10 protein-coding genes are annotated in these 16,297 nt (G+C 63.9%); 7 read left to right on the forward strand and 3 right to left on the reverse strand.

Features of this window, described 5'->3' with window-relative positions; genetic code table 11:
* The first annotated feature begins 37 nt into the window (after positions 1 to 37).
* The 5 genes from ABT23_RS07395 to ABT23_RS07415 all read left to right on the forward strand — a co-directional run bounded on the left by ABT23_RS07395 (position 38) and on the right by ABT23_RS07415 (position 8,604).
* Positions 38 to 835, forward strand: a complete 798-nt coding sequence (locus ABT23_RS07395; protein ID WP_296633294.1) for a PhnD/SsuA/transferrin family substrate-binding protein — start codon at positions 38 to 40, stop codon at positions 833 to 835.
* An 82-nt stretch (positions 836 to 917) separates the two neighbouring features.
* Positions 918 to 1,160 carry a DUF3330 domain-containing protein gene (locus tag ABT23_RS07400; RefSeq protein WP_296633295.1) on the forward strand — a complete coding sequence of 81 codons (243 nt, stop codon included), beginning with the start codon at positions 918 to 920 and terminating at the stop codon, positions 1,158 to 1,160.
* A gap of 28 nt (positions 1,161 to 1,188) precedes the next feature.
* Positions 1,189 to 5,145: a phosphoribosylformylglycinamidine synthase gene (gene purL / locus ABT23_RS07405; RefSeq protein WP_296633297.1), complete on the forward strand. Its 3,957-nt coding sequence runs from the start codon at positions 1,189 to 1,191 to the stop codon at positions 5,143 to 5,145.
* Between the two features lie 73 nt (positions 5,146 to 5,218).
* Positions 5,219 to 8,038: a phosphoenolpyruvate carboxylase gene (gene ppc, locus ABT23_RS07410; protein ID WP_296633298.1), complete on the forward strand. Its 2,820-nt coding sequence runs from the start codon at positions 5,219 to 5,221 to the stop codon at positions 8,036 to 8,038.
* Positions 7,975 to 8,604, forward strand: coding sequence for a hypothetical protein (locus tag ABT23_RS07415; RefSeq protein WP_296633302.1), 630 nt, complete (start codon positions 7,975 to 7,977; stop codon positions 8,602 to 8,604). The genes ppc and ABT23_RS07415 overlap by 64 nt, the downstream gene beginning before the upstream one ends.
* Positions 8,605 to 8,607: 3 nt before the next feature.
* Here ABT23_RS07415 and ABT23_RS07420 read toward each other — a convergent pair whose 3' ends face one another.
* The 3 genes from ABT23_RS07420 to ABT23_RS07430 are packed head-to-tail and all read right to left on the reverse strand — an operon-like array spanning position 8,608 to position 13,182.
* Positions 8,608 to 10,899 carry an MMPL family transporter gene (locus tag ABT23_RS07420; RefSeq protein WP_296633304.1) on the reverse strand — a complete coding sequence of 764 codons (2,292 nt, stop codon included), beginning with the start codon at positions 10,897 to 10,899 and terminating at the stop codon, positions 8,608 to 8,610.
* A gap of 13 nt (positions 10,900 to 10,912) precedes the next feature.
* Complete coding sequence (locus tag ABT23_RS07425) at positions 10,913 to 12,373, reverse strand: DUF1302 family protein (RefSeq protein WP_296633306.1); 1,461 nt, start codon at positions 12,371 to 12,373, stop codon at positions 10,913 to 10,915.
* Entirely contained in the window at positions 12,370 to 13,182 is an 813-nt protein-coding gene (locus ABT23_RS07430) for an outer membrane lipoprotein-sorting protein (protein ID WP_296633307.1), read from the reverse strand. Before ABT23_RS07430 ends, ABT23_RS07425 begins: the two co-directional genes overlap by 4 nt.
* A 146-nt stretch (positions 13,183 to 13,328) precedes the next feature.
* Between ABT23_RS07430 and hemN the strand changes: the two genes are divergently transcribed.
* Together hemN and ABT23_RS07440 are read left to right on the forward strand one after the other, a co-directional pair.
* Positions 13,329 to 14,699, forward strand: coding sequence for an oxygen-independent coproporphyrinogen III oxidase (gene hemN, locus ABT23_RS07435; protein WP_296633308.1), 1,371 nt, complete (start codon positions 13,329 to 13,331; stop codon positions 14,697 to 14,699).
* Positions 14,700 to 14,857: 158 nt separating this feature from the next.
* On the forward strand, positions 14,858 to 16,297 hold the full coding sequence (locus ABT23_RS07440; RefSeq protein WP_296633309.1) for a diguanylate cyclase: 1,440 nt from the start codon (positions 14,858 to 14,860) through the stop codon (positions 16,295 to 16,297).

Genomic DNA, 16,297 nt, shown 5'->3' on the forward strand with positions numbered 1-16,297 from the left:
TGCAGCCGGCCATTGGGCCTGAATAAGGGAGACAAACATGCATCGACGTGGTTTTCTGGCAGGCCTGACATTGTTACCCGCCTGGCCGCTCATGGCCTATGCCGGTGATGGGACGCTGAGTATCGGGATCTACCCCGGGACCGGCAAGGCCGATGTGTTCATGGACGACTTCCGCACGGCGGCGATGCCATTTGCCCGGGCGCTTGGCGCTTCGCTGGGGTTGAAGCCCAACCTGACGCTGTTCCGCACGATCAAATCGACGCTTCGTTCGCTGGATCGAGGCCGGCTGGATTTGTATTTCGTGCCGCCGTCCGTTGCCGTGTCCGTCCTCGACCAGGATTATTCGCCCGTGGCTCGGGTGAAAGACCAGGCCACCGGTCTGCTGGTGCGCCGGAAAGGCGCCACGATCGAGACGGCGGCGCTGACCGAAAAGGAGTCCTGGCTTGACGTGATGGGCCGCTACACCATCAAGCGCAACAATGCGGGCACCCCCAAGATTCTGAATTTCAAAACGCAGGAAGATGTCTCCATCGCCCTGGAGCGGAATTACGCCCAGGCCGGCAGCCTGCGGAGCAAGGCCGCGAATGCGCTGCTGGAAAAAGGGGATTTCGAGGTGTGGTACGCCTTGCCGAACACGCCGGATTTCACGTTGCTGGCGAGTAATCGGCTGACTGCAGTCGAACAGGACAAGCTGGGTGTCGCGGCCGTTGAGCTCAGACAAGAGGCGGTCCAGTCCCTGCAAAAAACGATCCACAGCAAAGTGACGGGGTTCGTGATCGACAAGGAGGCGGATTACAAAACCATCAAAACGGCAATCAAGGAGGCGGGATACTGATCGGTGAAGAAGGGGGCAGCTTTGCAAGCCGTTCCCGGGGGCCTATATTCCGGGTATCCGCAGTTCACATAACGGAGTGCGTATGACGGTCCATCACCGCACACCATCAGGTGCGCCAGTCGCACAGTGTTCCGATGAAGATGCCTGCACGGTCATCAATTGTGAGGTCTGTTTGAAGGAAATCCCGCCAGATGCGGCCAAAGTGGCGGACGCGCAGGATTATGTCCATCATTTCTGCGGCCTCGAGTGTCTCGAAATCTGGCGGAAGCAGGCGGCCATTCGCCAACCGACCCATCCGGCGAAGCGTTCCGATCGGCTAAAATAGCGTCTTTGCCCTGTTTGCAAAGCCGCACATGTCTTCCACCGTATCGCTCCCCGGCAGTGACGCGCTGTCTTCCTTTCGGCTCGACAAAATTCGCCAGGAGGCAGCCCGTCTCGGGGTGGCACTGGGCGAGCTGAGCGCACGCTACTGGCATTTCCTTGAACTGGAAGCCGACCTGGATGCGGCAGCCAGGCAGCAACTGGCCAAAACGCTGGATTACGGTACCCCGACCGACCGACCTTCGGCCGATGACGTGCAGGTTCTGGTCACGCCGCGCCCGGGCACGATTTCGCCCTGGTCGTCGAAGGCCACGGATATTCTCAGGAACAGTGGCCTCGTCCAGCTGCGCCGTATCGAGCGCGGCGTCGCCTACCGCCTGCGCGATCCGCAGGGCGCCGTGCTGACGGCCCAGGCGCTGGCGACATTGCTGCCGCTGCTGCACGACCGCATGACGGAAGCCGTGATGGGCTCGCTGGACGCTGCGCATGCGCTGTTCCAGCATGTGCCGCCGCGCGAACTGACCACGGTCGACGTGATGGCGGGCGGGCGGGTGGCCCTGGAAGCAGCCAACCGCGCGCTGGGACTCGCCCTGTCGGACGACGAGGTCGAGTATCTGGTCGACAACTTCAGCCGCATCGGGCGCAACCCGACCGACGTCGAACTGATGATGTTCGCGCAGGCCAATTCCGAGCATTGCCGACACAAGATCTTCAACGCCGCGTGGGTGATCGACGGCGAGGCGCAGGCGAAATCACTGTTCGGCATGATCCGCGACACCCACGCTGCCCATCCGCAAGGTACGGTGGTGGCATATTCGGACAACTCCTCTGTCATCGAAGGCGCGACCATCGAGCGCTTCTACCCGCGTGCGGACGGCAGCTACGCCTACGGCAACGAACTCACCCACGTGCTGATGAAGGTCGAGACGCACAACCACCCGACCGCGATCTCGCCCTTTCCCGGCGCCGCGACCGGCAGCGGCGGCGAGATCCGCGACGAGGGCGCGACCGGCATCGGTTCCAAGCCCAAGGCGGGCCTGTGCGGCTTCTCGGTGTCCAACCTCAACATTCCCGGCCATGGGCAGCCGTGGGAAACGGGTGCCTACGGCAAGCCCGAGCGCATCGTCACCCCGCTCGCGATCATGCTCGAAGGCCCGATCGGCGCGGCGGCGTTCAACAACGAATTCGGTCGCCCCAACCTGGCAGGCTATTTCCGCACCTTCGAAGAGACCGTGGCCGGGCAGCGCCGCGGCTACCACAAGCCCATCATGCTGGCGGGCGGCGTCGGCAGCATCCGCGCCGACCACGTCGACAAGAAACTGCTGCCCACCGGCACGCTGCTGATTCAACTGGGCGGCCCTGGCATGCTGATCGGCCTCGGTGGCGGCGCCGCCTCGTCGATGGACACCGGCGCCAACGCGGCTGACCTCGACTTCGATTCGGTGCAGCGCGGCAACCCCGAAATGGAGCGGCGTGCGCAGGAAGTCATCGACCGCTGCTGGCAGCTCGGCGAGGCGAATCCGATCCTGTCGATCCACGACGTCGGCGCCGGCGGCCTGTCGAACGCGCTGCCCGAACTGGTGCACGGCGGCGGCAAAGGCGGCCGCTTCGAACTGCGTGCTGCGCCGTCGGAGGAATCCGGCATGTCGCCGCGCGAGATCTGGTGCAACGAGGCGCAGGAACGCTACGTCCTGGCGATCCCGCCAGGTCGCCTCGAAGAATTCCGCGCCATCTGCGAGCGCGAACGTTGTCCGTTCGCGGTGCTGGGCGAGGCCACGGAAGAAAACCATTTACTGGTGTCCGACAGCCACTTCAAGAATGCCCCGGTCGACGTGAGCCTGGATGTGATCCTTGGCAAGCCGCCCAAGATGACACGCGACGTGGTGCACCAGGCTGAGCTGCCGGCGCCCCTCGTGCTCGACGGCATCGACCTGAAGGACGCGGTCTATCGCGTGCTCGCGATGCCTGGGGTGGCGTCGAAGATGTTCCTCATTTCCATCGGCGACCGCAGCGTCGGCGGTCTTACCGCGCGCGACCAGTGCGTGGGGCCGTGGCAGGTCCCGGTCGCCGATTGCGCGATTACGCTGGCAGGGTATCGAACCACGCAGGGTGAGGCGTTTTCCATCGGTGAGAAGGCCCCCCTGGCGCTGATCGACGCGCCGGCGTCGGGGCGTATGGCGATCGTCGAGGCGATCACCAACCTGGCTGCCGCGCGGGTCGAGGGCCTGGGCAGCGTGAAGCTGTCAGCCAACTGGATGGCGCCAGCCGGCCACCCCGGCGAGGATGCGGCTTTGTTCGACACGGTTGCCGCGGTCTCGAATTATTGTCAGGCGCTGGGTGTGAGCATCCCGGTTGGCAAGGATTCGATGAGCATGAAGACCGTGTGGCAGGCCGACGGCGAGAAGAAGACGGTCACCTCGCCGATCTCGCTGGTGATTTCGGCGTTCGCCACCACGCCCGATGCGACGCAACACCTGACGCCGCAGCTGCGTACCGACGCCGGCGATACCGATCTCGTGCTGATCGACCTGGGACTGGGCAAGCACCGTCTCGGCGGGTCGAGTTTTGCCCAGGCCTACAAGCAGGTCGGCGACCGTTGCCCGGATGCGCCGGTGGCCGCGACACTTGGTGCGTTCTTCGATACCGTGCAGGCGCTTAACGCCGGCGGTAAGTTGCTCGCCTACCACGACCGTTCGGATGGCGGCCTGTTCGCCGTCCTGTGCGAGATGGCGTTTGCCGGCCACTGCGGGGTGGAGGTGGATGTCGACGAGCTGTGCTCGGAGAAGATCCGTCTCGATGCCGAGGACGAGGGCCTGCCGGAGCCGGACATGCAGGATCCGCGCGGCTATTCCGAACGAATTTTCAGCGTGCTGTTCAGCGAAGAAGCCGGCGCCGTGTTGCAGGTTCGCCGCAGCGACACTCAGGCGGTGATGCAGGCCTTCTTCGATGCAGGACTGCGCGGCGAGTTCTACATTGTTGGCCAGCCCAACGGGACGGACCGCGTGCGCATCCTGCGCAAGGAGCGGGTGATCCTGGACGAGGCACGCGCCGACCTGCAGCAGGCATGGGCGCGCACCAGCCATGAAATGGCAAAACTGCGCGACAACCCGGCGTGTGCTGATCAGGAATTTGCACGCAATGCCGATGCCGTCGACCCGGGCCTGCGTTATGCGTTGACTTTCGATGTGGACGACGACATCGCCGCCCCCTTCATCGCCCGTGGCATACGTCCCCGCGTGGCGGTGCTGCGCGAGCAGGGCGTCAACGGCCAGGTGGAGATGGCCGCCGCGTTCGACGCCGCCGGCTTCGCACCTGTCGACGTGCATATGAGCGATATCCTGTCCGGCCGCGTGAGCCTCGCCGATTTCACCGGGCTGGCGGCTTGCGGCGGCTTCAGCTACGGCGATGTGCTGGGCGCGGGCGGCGGCTGGGCCAAATCCATCCTGTTCAACCCGCGTGCCCGGGATGAATTCTCGGCGTTCTTTGGGCGAGCCGACAGTTTCGCACTGGGCGTGTGCAACGGTTGCCAGATGATGAGCCAGCTGCATGACCTGATTCCCGGCGCCACCGCCTGGCCGCGTTTCGAACGCAACCTGTCGGAACAGTTCGAGGCGCGCTTCGCGCAGGTCGAGGTACTGGCCTCGCCGTCGATCTTCTTCGCCGACATGGCCGGTTCGACGATGCCAATCGTGGTGTCGCACGGTGAAGGGCGAGTCGTTTTCCGCGAGGCGGCGCATGCGGTGCAGGCCGTGGCGACACTGCGCTACGTCGATCACCAGGGTGCGCCGACCGAATGCTATCCGCTCAATCCGAACGGATCGGTTGGCGGCTTGACTGGCTTCACCACACGTGATGGCCGCTTCAGCATCCTGATGCCGCATCCGGAGCGCGTATACCGCGCCGCCCAATTGTCGTGGCGGCCCGACGGCATGGCCGGTGCAGGCCCGTGGTTGCGCATGTTCCGCAACGCACGGCGCACGGTTGGGTGATCGGTGCCGACTATGAGAAAATAGCGGGCTTTGTCGCTTCCGATCCCGCTGTGCCGGGCATTGATTTTTTGCCATGAACGCACCCGAAAATCTCCTGACGGATGATCACCTGCGCGCGCAGGTCAAACTGCTGGGCACGCTGCTCGGCCAGGTCCTGCTGCAATTTGCCGGCGAAGACGTGTTCGAGGCAGTGGAAACCCTGCGCCGCGGCTTTGCCGAACTGCATCAGCAGGAAGACCAGCAACGTCGCACCGAGTTGATGGTCCTGATCGACGCCATGCCGGCTGCCAAGGTCGAGTTGGTGGTGCGCGCCTTTTCCAGCTATTTCAAATTGGTCAACGTGGCGGAGGAAAGCTTTGCCCACCGCAACCGCCGCCGCATGCTGTCGCACAGCATGATGCTGTGGGAAGGTTCGTTCGACCGCACCCTGGGCGATCTCAAGGCGCAGGGGCTTTCGGCGAATACGCTGCAGGGCATGGTCAACCGCCTGCACTATGCGCCGGTGTTCACTGCCCATCCGACCGAAGCGCGCCGCCGCGCGGTCATGGAAGGCATGCGCCGGGTGTTCCTGATCTGCGACCAGCTCTACAGCCCGACGCTCGGCGCGAACGACCAGCGCGAACTGGAAGCGCAACTGGCTGCGGAAATCCAGGTGATGTGGCGCACCGACGAACTGCGTACCGCCAAGCTCGAAGTGCGCGACGAAGTGCGCAACGGACTGTATTACGTGCGGGAAAGCCTGTTCGAGGCGGTACCGAAGGCATATTCCTACTTCGAAAAGGCGTTGCGCAAGCATTACGGCGTGAATGCCGATGGGGGCGCCTTGATCAGCGTACCGAGCTTCATCCGCTTCGGCTCGTGGATCGGGGGCGACCGCGATGGCAATCCGTTCGTGACGGCAGACGTCACCGAGTGGACGGTGCATACGCAGATGAAGACGGCGCTCAACGAATACCGTGCGCGCGTGCTCGAATTGCGGCAGACGCTCACCCACAGCAGCGGCTGGTGCACGCCATCGGCCGCTTTCCTGGAACGGCTGGGCGAGTATGAGGCCGAGTTCGGCGAGCAGGTCTTCCGTGGCACGGCGGTACAGATTTACAGCCGCGAGCCCTACCGACGCATGGCGGCCATGATGCTGGCACGACTCGACGCCAATCTGTCCTATGTCCATCAGTGTCTGGCGGACGTGCCGAGCTTCACCTCCCACCTGGCCTACGAGAATGCCGCAGCCTTCCTCGACGACCTCTGCCTGGTGCGCGATTCGCTGATCAGCCATGGCGACCGCATCGTCGCCATGCAGGACCTGCAGGCGCTGATCCGGCTGGTCGAAAGTTTCGGCTTTCACCTGCTGCAGCTCGACATCCGCCAGGAGTCGACCGTCCATACGCGGACGGTCGTGGCGGTGCTGCAGCAGATCGATCCCGATTTCGATTATGCTGCGGCGTCCGAGGCCGATCGTCTGCAGCGCCTGGCGGCCTGGGTCGGCCATATCGACCTGATCGAGATCAGCGATGGCGCGCTGGATGACGAGGCGCGCGAGGCGCTCGCGGTGTTCCGCCGCATGGCCAAGCTGCAGGCCGAAGTGGGCGACGAAGTCTTTGGCACCTATGTGATCTCGATGACCCATAGCGCATCGCATGTGATGGAAGTCCTGCTGCTGGCGCGTCTCGTCGGCCTATGCGGCCACAACGGCCGCGACTGGTTCTGCCGCATCCAGGTTGCGCCCCTGTTCGAGACCGTGGACGACCTGCAGCGCAGCGAGGCCATCCTCGACCAACTGCTGTCCAACAAGGTGTACCGGGCGCTGGTGGCCGCCAACGGCAACCACCAGGAAGTCATGCTCGGCTATTCGGATTCGTGCAAGGACGGTGGCATCCTGGCGTCGAACTGGAATCTCTACCAGGCACAGCTTTCCATCATCGCGTTGACCCAGCATTTCGGCGTCGAATGCCGCCTGTTCCACGGCCGCGGCGGCACGGTGGGCCGTGGCGGCGGGCCGACCCACGAGGCGATCCTGTCCCAGCCGCCGGGCACCGTGAACGGCGAGATCAAGTTCACCGAGCAGGGCGAGATGCTGTATTACAAATACAGCAATCCCGAAACGGCCAATTACGAAATCGCCATGGGGGTCACCGGCCTGCTCAAGGCGAGCGCCACGGCGCTTGCACAGAGCGAGGTACGCTACCCGCAGGAATACCTCGACTGGATGGGCGATATGGCGGCGGCTGGCGAGAAAGCCTACCGCGCCCTGATCGGCATGCCGGGCTTCATCGACTATTTCTACGAGAGCACGCCCGTCACCGAGATCGGCCTGCTCAACATGGGTAGCCGTCCGTCGCACCGCAAGAAGGCCGATCGCTCGCTCGGGTCGATTCGCGCCATTCCATGGGTATTCGGATGGGCCCAGTCGCGCCATACGCTGCCTGCCTGGTTCGGGATCGGCACGGCGCTGACCTATTTCATCGAGACCGATCCGGCGGGCCTCGAGCATCTTCGGACCATGTACCGCGAGTGGCCGTTCTTCCGCAGTCTGCTGTCCAACGTGCAGATGTCGCTGGTCAAGGCCGACATGGAAATCTCCGAGGAATATGCGCGCCTGTGCGACCACCCCAATACCATGGCGATCTACCGCGCGGTGGTGGACGAGTTCACGTTGACGGTGACGAGCGTCATGCAGGTTGCGCAGATTGAGACCCTTTTGGAAGACAACCAGTCGCTTGCCTTGTCGCTGTCCCGCCGCCGCCCCTACATCGACCCCATCAACCACATCCAGGTCCGCATGCTGAAACGCTATCGTTCCGAAAGCGTATGGGATGCCGAGCAGGAATCATGGCTGACGCCGCTGATGCGATCGATCAACGCCATCGCGTCCGGGATGCGCAACACCGGTTGAGCATGAACACGAGCGCAGGCACGTCCTCTCCCGCTCGGCCGAGACGCCGTGGGCTGTTCGTGTCGCTCGGCCTGAATGCCGTGCTGTTGACGCTGGTGTGTGGCCTGGCGCTGTATGCCTTCATGCTCAACGTCGATCTGGGCGATATGAAACGGCGGCTGTCCAAGGAGACCGAGACGCGCCAGCAGAGCGAGCGCTATCTGGTCGAGACGCGCAACCAGCTGACCGAAAGCCTGCGCGAAATCGAACAGTTGAAAGCGCAGCTGGCCTACAAGGAAACCGACGTCCAGGCAGCTGCGGTTGCGGCCAAACCGGCCCTGCCGGTTGTCATCGGTTTCCGCTCATCGATACTGGGCAAGGGACTGGTGGCTGAAATCGAGAATACCAGCGACCGCTATCTCACCGTGATCCTCGCCGTGCGCAACCCCACGCTGTCGACGGCACGCCGTTTCAAACTCGATCTGGAACCGCGGTCGCGCACCGAGTTCGGTCATCTGGAAGGCTGGCAGTTCGCGTCGGGCGACGAGGTGGGGTGGGGATATTCAACGACGAATTCGGCGCACTGAAGGTCACGGTGCCGTGACGGCGACCGGACGCGGTTTGCGCAATTGCATGCCGAGCAGGGCGGGCATCAGCAGCAACTCGAACACCTGACCGGCGAACAGGCCGACAGCGCACAGCATGCCGAAATGGGCCGTGGGACGATAGTCGGACAACCCGAGCAGGCTGAACTGCGCAATCAGCACCACCGAAATCGCGATCACCGCGCGGCCCGAGCTTTCCACGCTGCGGATGATGGCAAACACTGGACCGGCGCCATGCTTGAGACGGTGCAGATAGCCGTGATACAGATGGATGGTGTCGTCCACGGTGATGCCGAGGATGATGCCGGCGATCAGCACGGTGGCGACGTCGAGTGCGATGCCTGACACGCCCATCACCACGAAGATGAAGAACAGCGGCGCCAGGTTGGGGATCAGGCAGATGAGACCGGCCTTGAGCGAGCGGAACAGAAGCGCCATCAGCAGCAGGATCTGCAGGAAGGACGACGTAAAGCTCTTGATCTGTCCGTTGACGATGCGATCCGTCTGGTCTGCAAACAGCTGGCCGAATCCGGAAATATCGTAGCGCACACCGGCAATGGGGTGGGCGGCAAGGTGCGCGCGGATCCGGTCGATCACCTGGCCTGTTTCGTTGGAACCGTGCACGTTGAGGCTGAGCGCGATGCGACCCCGCTGGAATTCGTGGTTGACCAGTTCATACATATCCCTGCCGTCGTAAATCAACAGCAGTTGCTCGATCAGTTTTCGGCTGGTCGGCAGCGCGTCCGCGTTGGGCGCGATGCCGCTGAGCGCCCGATTCATTTCCTCCAGCACGTTGACCAGCGAAAGGCTGCGGTCGATTTCCGGTTGCTGTTCCAGCCAGGTCTGCAGAGCTCTGATCTGGGCCAGGCGGCCGGGATCTTTCAGGCTGTCGCGACCGGAGCCGGTGAGCACGATTTCGAGCCCGGTGACGCCGGACAGTTTGCTTTCGATCCGTTCGGTGCCACGGCTGAGCGGATGGTCGGGCGCGAAGAATTCCAGGATGTTGGACTCGACCTTGACCTGCATCACCAGCGGGATGGTCGCCAGCACCAAGAGGACCGAGGTAATCAGTACAGCTTTCGCGTGCCGCAGACTGAATACGGCCACCACCGCCGCGATCCGACGGGCATGCGCCAGGCCCGAGCGGCGGCGCGGCCAACGCGGTGTGTCCCATTTCAACAGGATGGGCGGCACCAGGATGAACACCACCAGGAACACCATGAGCGTGCCGATGGCACCCGCCAGGCCAAAGGTCTGAACCGGAGGGATGCTGATCCACAGCATGCTCAGCATGCCGGCGCCGGTCGTCAGAATGTTGAACAGGCCGGGGACGAAGGTGTCCTTCAGCGCGCGGGCGATGCGCTGCCGCCGCGGCAGCAACGCGATGCGGCCGCGCTGGATGCCGGCATACAGGTGCAGCAGCGTGGCGACCGTATAGGCCGCCATCAGGGTGGGGATCATCGCGGTGATCGGCGTGTAGGGTTGGTCGAATGCCACCAACCCGGCCACGCTGGCCGATACCACCATGCCCATGGCCAGCCCGCCGATCACGACCGGACGGATGCGTCCGACCACCCACCACAGCAACACCATGCCGATGACGAAGGTGAGCGGAATGAAGATCGCGCTGTCGCGCCAGAGCGAGCGCAGTTCCGCAACCGTCTGCGCCACCGTGCCTCCGGTGGCGGTGTGGTGGCTATCGAGGTTCTCGGCGGTGATCGTTTTTTCGAGTGCGTTCTCGATGTCGCGTCGGGCGAGGCTTTCCTTGAGGAATTTCGGACGTACCACCAGTGCGACGGCGCGGCCGTCGCGCGAGGCGATCAAGCCGGGCGCGATGGGGTCGCCGAGCACGCGGGCCTTCCACTGCGCCGGCGTGCGCTCGGCCAAATGTTTCGGATCGACCAGCAGCGATACGGCAAAACCGTCGTCGGTGGCGTCGATGTGCTCGACCGTGGTGAGCGTCAGGACCCGGTCGACCGCAGGCAGTGCGGCCATTTTCTTCGCGGCGCGGTCGAGCGCGGCGAGAAACGTCGGGGTGTACAGGTCGTCGCCTTCGAACAGGGCGATGACGGCCTCGTCGTTGGGGAATTCCTTGAACAGTGATTCGCGCAGCTGGATGGTGGGCGAATCAGGGGGCGAGTAGATGTCCGGTGCGTTGTTGAAATGAAGTTTCAACAGGAACGGTATCGATACCAGCTGTATCCCGAGCAGGATGGCCAGCGCCAGCCAGGGCGGCAGCATGCGGCTGCCATCGATCCAGGGTTTCAGCAGCTTCATGCGCCGGTCCCGGTCAGAACTTGGTGCGCAGGCCCAGCGTGATCAGCGAATGATCCTGGTGGAAGCCACCCAGGGTGCGTGCTTCGCCGTCGAAGTAATGCGCGGCGACGTAGAGCTCGTACGGTTCCCAGCCCACGAAGCTGAGCTTGGGGCTGAGGTAGACGTCGCGCACGTTGAAGCCGCTGGCGAAACGCAGTCCGGCTTTCCAGCGTCCCTGGCCAAAGTTCGTCTCGATCTCGCCGTTGGCGCCGTAGTATTCCTTCAACTCGAGGATATTGCGGTCGGTCTGCAGCGCGTGCGCGACCAGTTGCAGGTTGACGCGGGTATCCGCACCGCCGGGAAAGAATTCCAATGCGCCGACCCAGTCGAGCGAATGCGTGGTGTCCATCACGGTCGTGGGCAGGGTCACCGGCACGTCGCCGGTGTAGCCGGCTTCCATGCGCCAGGTGAGGCCGTCGTGCTCGAGTTCCATGTCGGCGCCGACGAAGGTGTTGAACGGGTGCACGGCGGTGAGCCTGAGCGCAGCCAGGTCGAGCCGGTAATACGGCAGCGACTGCCGGGTACGCGCGAGCGTCACGCCGAAATCGAAGGGGTCGCCGGTCTTGGTGAGTCGCAGTGCGCCGCCGCCGCTGCCATGCTCGTCCTCGTCGATGCGCGCGGCGCTGACCCAGGGGGTGGTGAGCGCAGGGTCGATGCCGATGATCTGGCCGGTGGTGCGGTTGACCGGGCTCCAGATGCTGGCCACATCCGGCAGCTGCGCGGCACGGAATACCGGCAGCCACACCGCATCCAGCTTGTAGTCGCCAAAATTCTGTTCCCAGCGGGTGGCGAGCTGTGCGCGGCGGCGGTCGGCCAGGTCGTCGAGGGCGAACCGAGTCAGGTCGACCCGGCTGACGCGGTCAGCCAGCGGGATTTCATCGACGCGGCCCCAGATGATGGTCTGCGCGCCGAGGGTGAGGCGGGTGTCGCCGCTGCGGTAGCGGACATAGGTGTCGCCGTAGTCGGCCAGCAGTTCGCGGTGACTGGCCAGGCCGCCATCCTGCGTCATGCCGTCGAGCCGCGCACCGGCGCGGAATTCCCAGTTGAGGCTGGGCTGCCACTGGACGTAGGCGCTCGTGCGCAGGGTGGAATAGGTATCGGCCTCGGGCGCGTCGGGCAGGCTGCCACCTTCCAGCACCAGGTCGTCGATGCCGACCTTGAGCGAGGGTTGGAAACCGCGTGCTTTCGGTTTGTGGCTGCGGGGGGGGGGAGGTGGCAGATCGTCGGCTATGCTGGTGGATTGGACGCTGTCGGCAGGCGAGGGCTCGGCGGTTTGCGCGCGCGGTTTGCGCGTTGTGGTGCGTGGCGGTGGCAGGTCGTCTGGCGCATCCTGTGCGACGGTGCGCGGTGGCGGCAGGTCATCGGCCGCATGGGCTGGGATGAGCGCGGGCAGGGTGGCGAGCGACAGGCTCAGGGGCAGCAACAGGTTTTTCATGGGCGATATTCCGATTCCAGGCTTTCGTCGGCAAGGGCTTGCGAGGTGAAGAGTTTGGCGGGCAGTTTCTGGTCGTACAGCGCGGTATCGATCACCAGCCGGGTTTCGTGCCCGCTTTCCAGATCGATCATGCGGCTGTCGGTGAGCGTCCAGTAGCCCTGGGTGCGTTTTTTGCTGCGTAGCAGCCAGCGCTTGCTGGGCGTGTTGCCGCTCTGCTCGAAATAATCCACGCGCTGCGGGATTGCGGTGGCGGGATCGATCCAGCTGATGCGTTTCTTGTACACCGAATCGTCGGGGTCAAGCGGTACGCTCTCGAGCACGTCACAGAGAATGCCGTTTTCGAGCTGCTTGCCGAGCAGGCGCTGGCGATCTTTCGAGGGTTTGCGCTCCTGCAGGTCCTCGAAATAGAGGTCGGAACCGACGAAGCGTCCGCCCTTGCGGTTGCTGGAAATGCGCCGTACCCGATCGAGCGCGGGCAGATACAGCCACTGGTCGGTGCTGCCATCGGCCTTGTCGATGCTGAGCAGGCCGGTTCCCGCGATGTCCTCGGGATCGAGAAAGCGGATCAGATTGGCGGTTTCGCCGCGCGCCTTGTCGAGGCGGTAGGTGACCAGTTCGCGGATGCGCGGCGCCTGGCCTTTCTCGGTGAGCACCATGCGGCCGAGCGTGGTGAGGTCGCGCCCGTTGGGACGGTCGTAGACGCGCTGTGCCAGATCGGATGCATCGTCAGCGCGGACGGCGGCGGCCCCGAGCAACAACGCGACCAGCAGCAGGAAACGAACCAGAGACGGCGGCGGAATGGATGACATGTGATTTCCGGGTGAGCAGCGCATACCAACGGCTTTGTCAGCCCGAACTTTACCGCAAAACCCGCTGTGCTCCCCAGCCCGGAGGTGCTGGATTTCGCGTTCGTACTATGATAAAAAGACATCGTTATCTGATGGTGGGCGCCTCCATGACTTCGACTCTTCTGGAACTGCTCCAGAAATACAGCGTACCCGGCCCCCGTTATACGTCCTATCCGACTGCGCCGTATTTCCGCACCGGCTTCAGCGAGACGGACTGGACCGATGAGTTGGCTGCGGCATCCCCTGACCGCGGGTTGTCGCTGTACGCCCACATTCCCTTCTGCGACACGCTCTGCCACTTCTGCGGCTGCAACATGGTGGCGACGCGCGACTACAGCAAGACCCAGCCCTATCTGGCCTATCTCGACCAGGAAATGGCGCATACGGCGCAACGGGTGGATCCGGGCCGCCTGGTTCGCCAATTGCACTGGGGCGGCGGAACGCCCACTTACCTGAATCCCGGCGATATTCGCCGCCTGATGGACATGATGCGCCGGCACTTCACGCTGGCTGCCGACGCCGAGATCAGCTGCGAGATCGACCCGCGCGAACTGACGCGCGAGCATCTGGTGGCGTTGCGCGAATCCGGTTTCAATCGCGTCTCGTTTGGCGTGCAGGACATGGATCCGGACGTGCAGCAGGCAGTCAACCGTATCCAGTCGCAGGCCCTGATCCAGCAGGTGCTCGACTGGTCACGCGAGTTGGGCTTTTCCAGCATCAATCTGGATCTGATCGTGGGATTGCCGAAACAGACGGTAGCCAGTTTTCGCCACACGCTGGAACAGGTGACCGCATGGTCGCCGGATCGCCTGGCGGTGTTCGCATATGCCCATGTGCCATGGCTGAAGAAGCACCAGCGCCTGATCAAGGAAGAAGATCTGCCGGATTCCGCGACGCGTCTCGGACTGCAGCAGGCGGTGAATGAGATGCTGGGCGCAGTGGGTTACGTCAACATCGGCCTTGACCACTTCGCCCGTCCGGACGACGAACTGGTACGCGCGCAGCAGAACAAGACGCTATGGCGCAATTTCCAGGGCTATACCACGCACAAGGACTGCGACATCCTGGCCTTCGGTGTCTCCAGCATCAGCCAGACAGCCGACGTGTACATGCAGAACGAGAAGAATCTCAAACGCTACCAGGAACGTATCGCCGCGACCGGCCTGGCCGTCGAGCGCGGCCTCAGGCTCACGCGCGACGACCAGATCCGACGCGACGCGATCACGCGCGTGATGTGCGACCTGGAGCTCGACTTTACGGCCTTCGGCCAGGAATGGAACATTGCCTTCACCGATTATTTCGCTGACGCATTGACCGATCTGCGCCCGCTCGCCGACGACGGGCTGGTCATGGTTGCATCGGATCGGATCAGCGTCACCCCGCGCGGCCGGCTGTTCCTGCGCAACATCGGCATGTGCTTCGACCGCTATCTGAAGGAAACTGCCAGCACGCAGCCCCGTTATTCGCGTACCGCCTGAGTCCCGCCGCACCTGCAGGGTGGTTGACGAATGCCATTGACAATCCCGCTGCGGCCTCGCGATAGTTGGTGACATAACAAGCGGAGGGAAGCGGGCGGTGCGTATTGCGCATTCACGCGCCGTACCCGATAGACATGGCATTCAATAAGGCCGGGACGATGTCCGCGAGACCGCTGCGCTTGCTTGCGGTCGGGCTGGGGTATTACCTGGGGGCTGTGCTCGGCGTGGCCGCCTCGTCCATGTCCGAGGGCATCTCTATCTTCTGGCTGCCCAACGGCATCCTGCTGGCGGCGCTGTTGCTGGCGCCGCGGCGCGACTGGCCGCTCTACCTGCTGGCGGCCGTGGCGGCGGAAATCGCCGCCGACCTACCCACCTTCAACCTCGCGCAGGCGATCGGTTTTGCTGCCGTCAACCTGTTTGAATGCCTGCTGGCGGCCTGGCTGCTGCAGCGTGTCGCCTGCCCCTTTGCGCTCGATCGGTTGCGCCATGTCGCCCTGTTCGGGCTGGTCCTGGTTCTGGCCAGCGGACTGGCGGCCATGCTGGGCGCATCGATCTATTCGCTGAGCGCTCCGACCACCACGTCGTTCTGGGACTTATGGACAATCTGGTGGCTGGGCGACGCCATGGGCGTGCTGCTGGTCACGCCGCTCATACTGGGCTGGCTGCAGGGCTCGTCGCAACCCGCCATACGCCGCCCCCTGGAAGCCGCCGCGCTATTGACGCTGACCCTGCTGTTCACCGTCTGGGTGTTCTCGCAGGGCACCACCGACAGCTTCCCCAGAAGACCCTTCCTGTTGTTCCCGCTTCCCCTCTGGGCGGCCGTCCGTTTCGGAGTGCGGGGTGCGGCCAGTATCGCGCTGCTGATCGCCGCCATCGCCATCACGGCCACGCTCAACGACGTGGGCCCCCTCCTTGCAAATGCGCCGGCCGATACGGTTCTGCTGCTGCAGGAATATCTGGCCGTGCTGGCATTCTCGTCGCTCGCGCTGGCCGCGCTACTACAGGACCTGCGGGCGACCCATGACGAACTCGACCGCCTCAACCGCGAACTCGAAGCACGCGTGGAGGCGCGTACCCATGACTTGCAGCTGGCCAACCAGCATCTGGAGAAGTTGGCCTCGATCGACCCCCTGACCGGTGCCAGCAACCGTCGCCATTTTATGGGTCTGGCCAAGGTCGAGATCAGCCGAGCCAAGCGTCAAGGGTTGCCATTGTCGGTGATCATGCTGGACATCGATTTCTTCAAATCGGTCAACGACCGTTTCGGCCACGAAATCGGCGACAAGGTGCTGGTGGCGCTGGCTGCCACTATCCATGCCACGTTGCGCGGGGGCGATATCTTCGCGCGCTTGGGAGGCGAAGAGTTTGTCGTCATGCTGCCAGGCCAGGGGCTGTCTGAAGCCTTGCCGATGGCCGAGCGCCTGCGGTTGCTGATTGCGCAAAACGTGGTCCCCGGGTGCCCGGCCCAAATTACCGTCAGTGCCGGGCTTGCTGCGCTGGAGGATGCATCGGAAGAAATCGATGATCTGCTACGGCGCGCCGACGCGGGGCTCTATCGGGCCAAGAACCAGGGCCGCAACCAGGTTTGCCCGGGTTAG

Origin of the sequence: Thiobacillus sp. SCN 63-57 (assembly GCF_001725555.1) — a bacterium.
Taxonomy (GTDB): Bacteria; Pseudomonadota; Gammaproteobacteria; order Burkholderiales; family Thiobacillaceae; genus Thiobacillus.

Coding starts and splice junctions, on each gene's coding strand:
- ABT23_RS07395 (WP_296633294.1), top strand. CDS start 38: ATGCATCGACGTGGTTTTCTGGCAGGCCTGACATTGTTACCCGCCTGG.
- ABT23_RS07400 (WP_296633295.1), top strand. CDS start 918: ATGACGGTCCATCACCGCACACCATCAGGTGCGCCAGTCGCACAGTGT.
- purL (WP_296633297.1), top strand. CDS start 1,189: ATGTCTTCCACCGTATCGCTCCCCGGCAGTGACGCGCTGTCTTCCTTT.
- ppc (WP_296633298.1), top strand. CDS start 5,219: ATGAACGCACCCGAAAATCTCCTGACGGATGATCACCTGCGCGCGCAG.
- ABT23_RS07415 (WP_296633302.1), top strand. CDS start 7,975: ATGGCTGACGCCGCTGATGCGATCGATCAACGCCATCGCGTCCGGGAT.
- ABT23_RS07420 (WP_296633304.1), bottom strand. CDS start 10,899: ATGAAGCTGCTGAAACCCTGGATCGATGGCAGCCGCATGCTGCCGCCC.
- ABT23_RS07425 (WP_296633306.1), bottom strand. CDS start 12,373: ATGAAAAACCTGTTGCTGCCCCTGAGCCTGTCGCTCGCCACCCTGCCC.
- ABT23_RS07430 (WP_296633307.1), bottom strand. CDS start 13,182: ATGTCATCCATTCCGCCGCCGTCTCTGGTTCGTTTCCTGCTGCTGGTC.
- hemN (WP_296633308.1), top strand. CDS start 13,329: ATGACTTCGACTCTTCTGGAACTGCTCCAGAAATACAGCGTACCCGGC.
- ABT23_RS07440 (WP_296633309.1), top strand. CDS start 14,858: ATGTCCGCGAGACCGCTGCGCTTGCTTGCGGTCGGGCTGGGGTATTAC.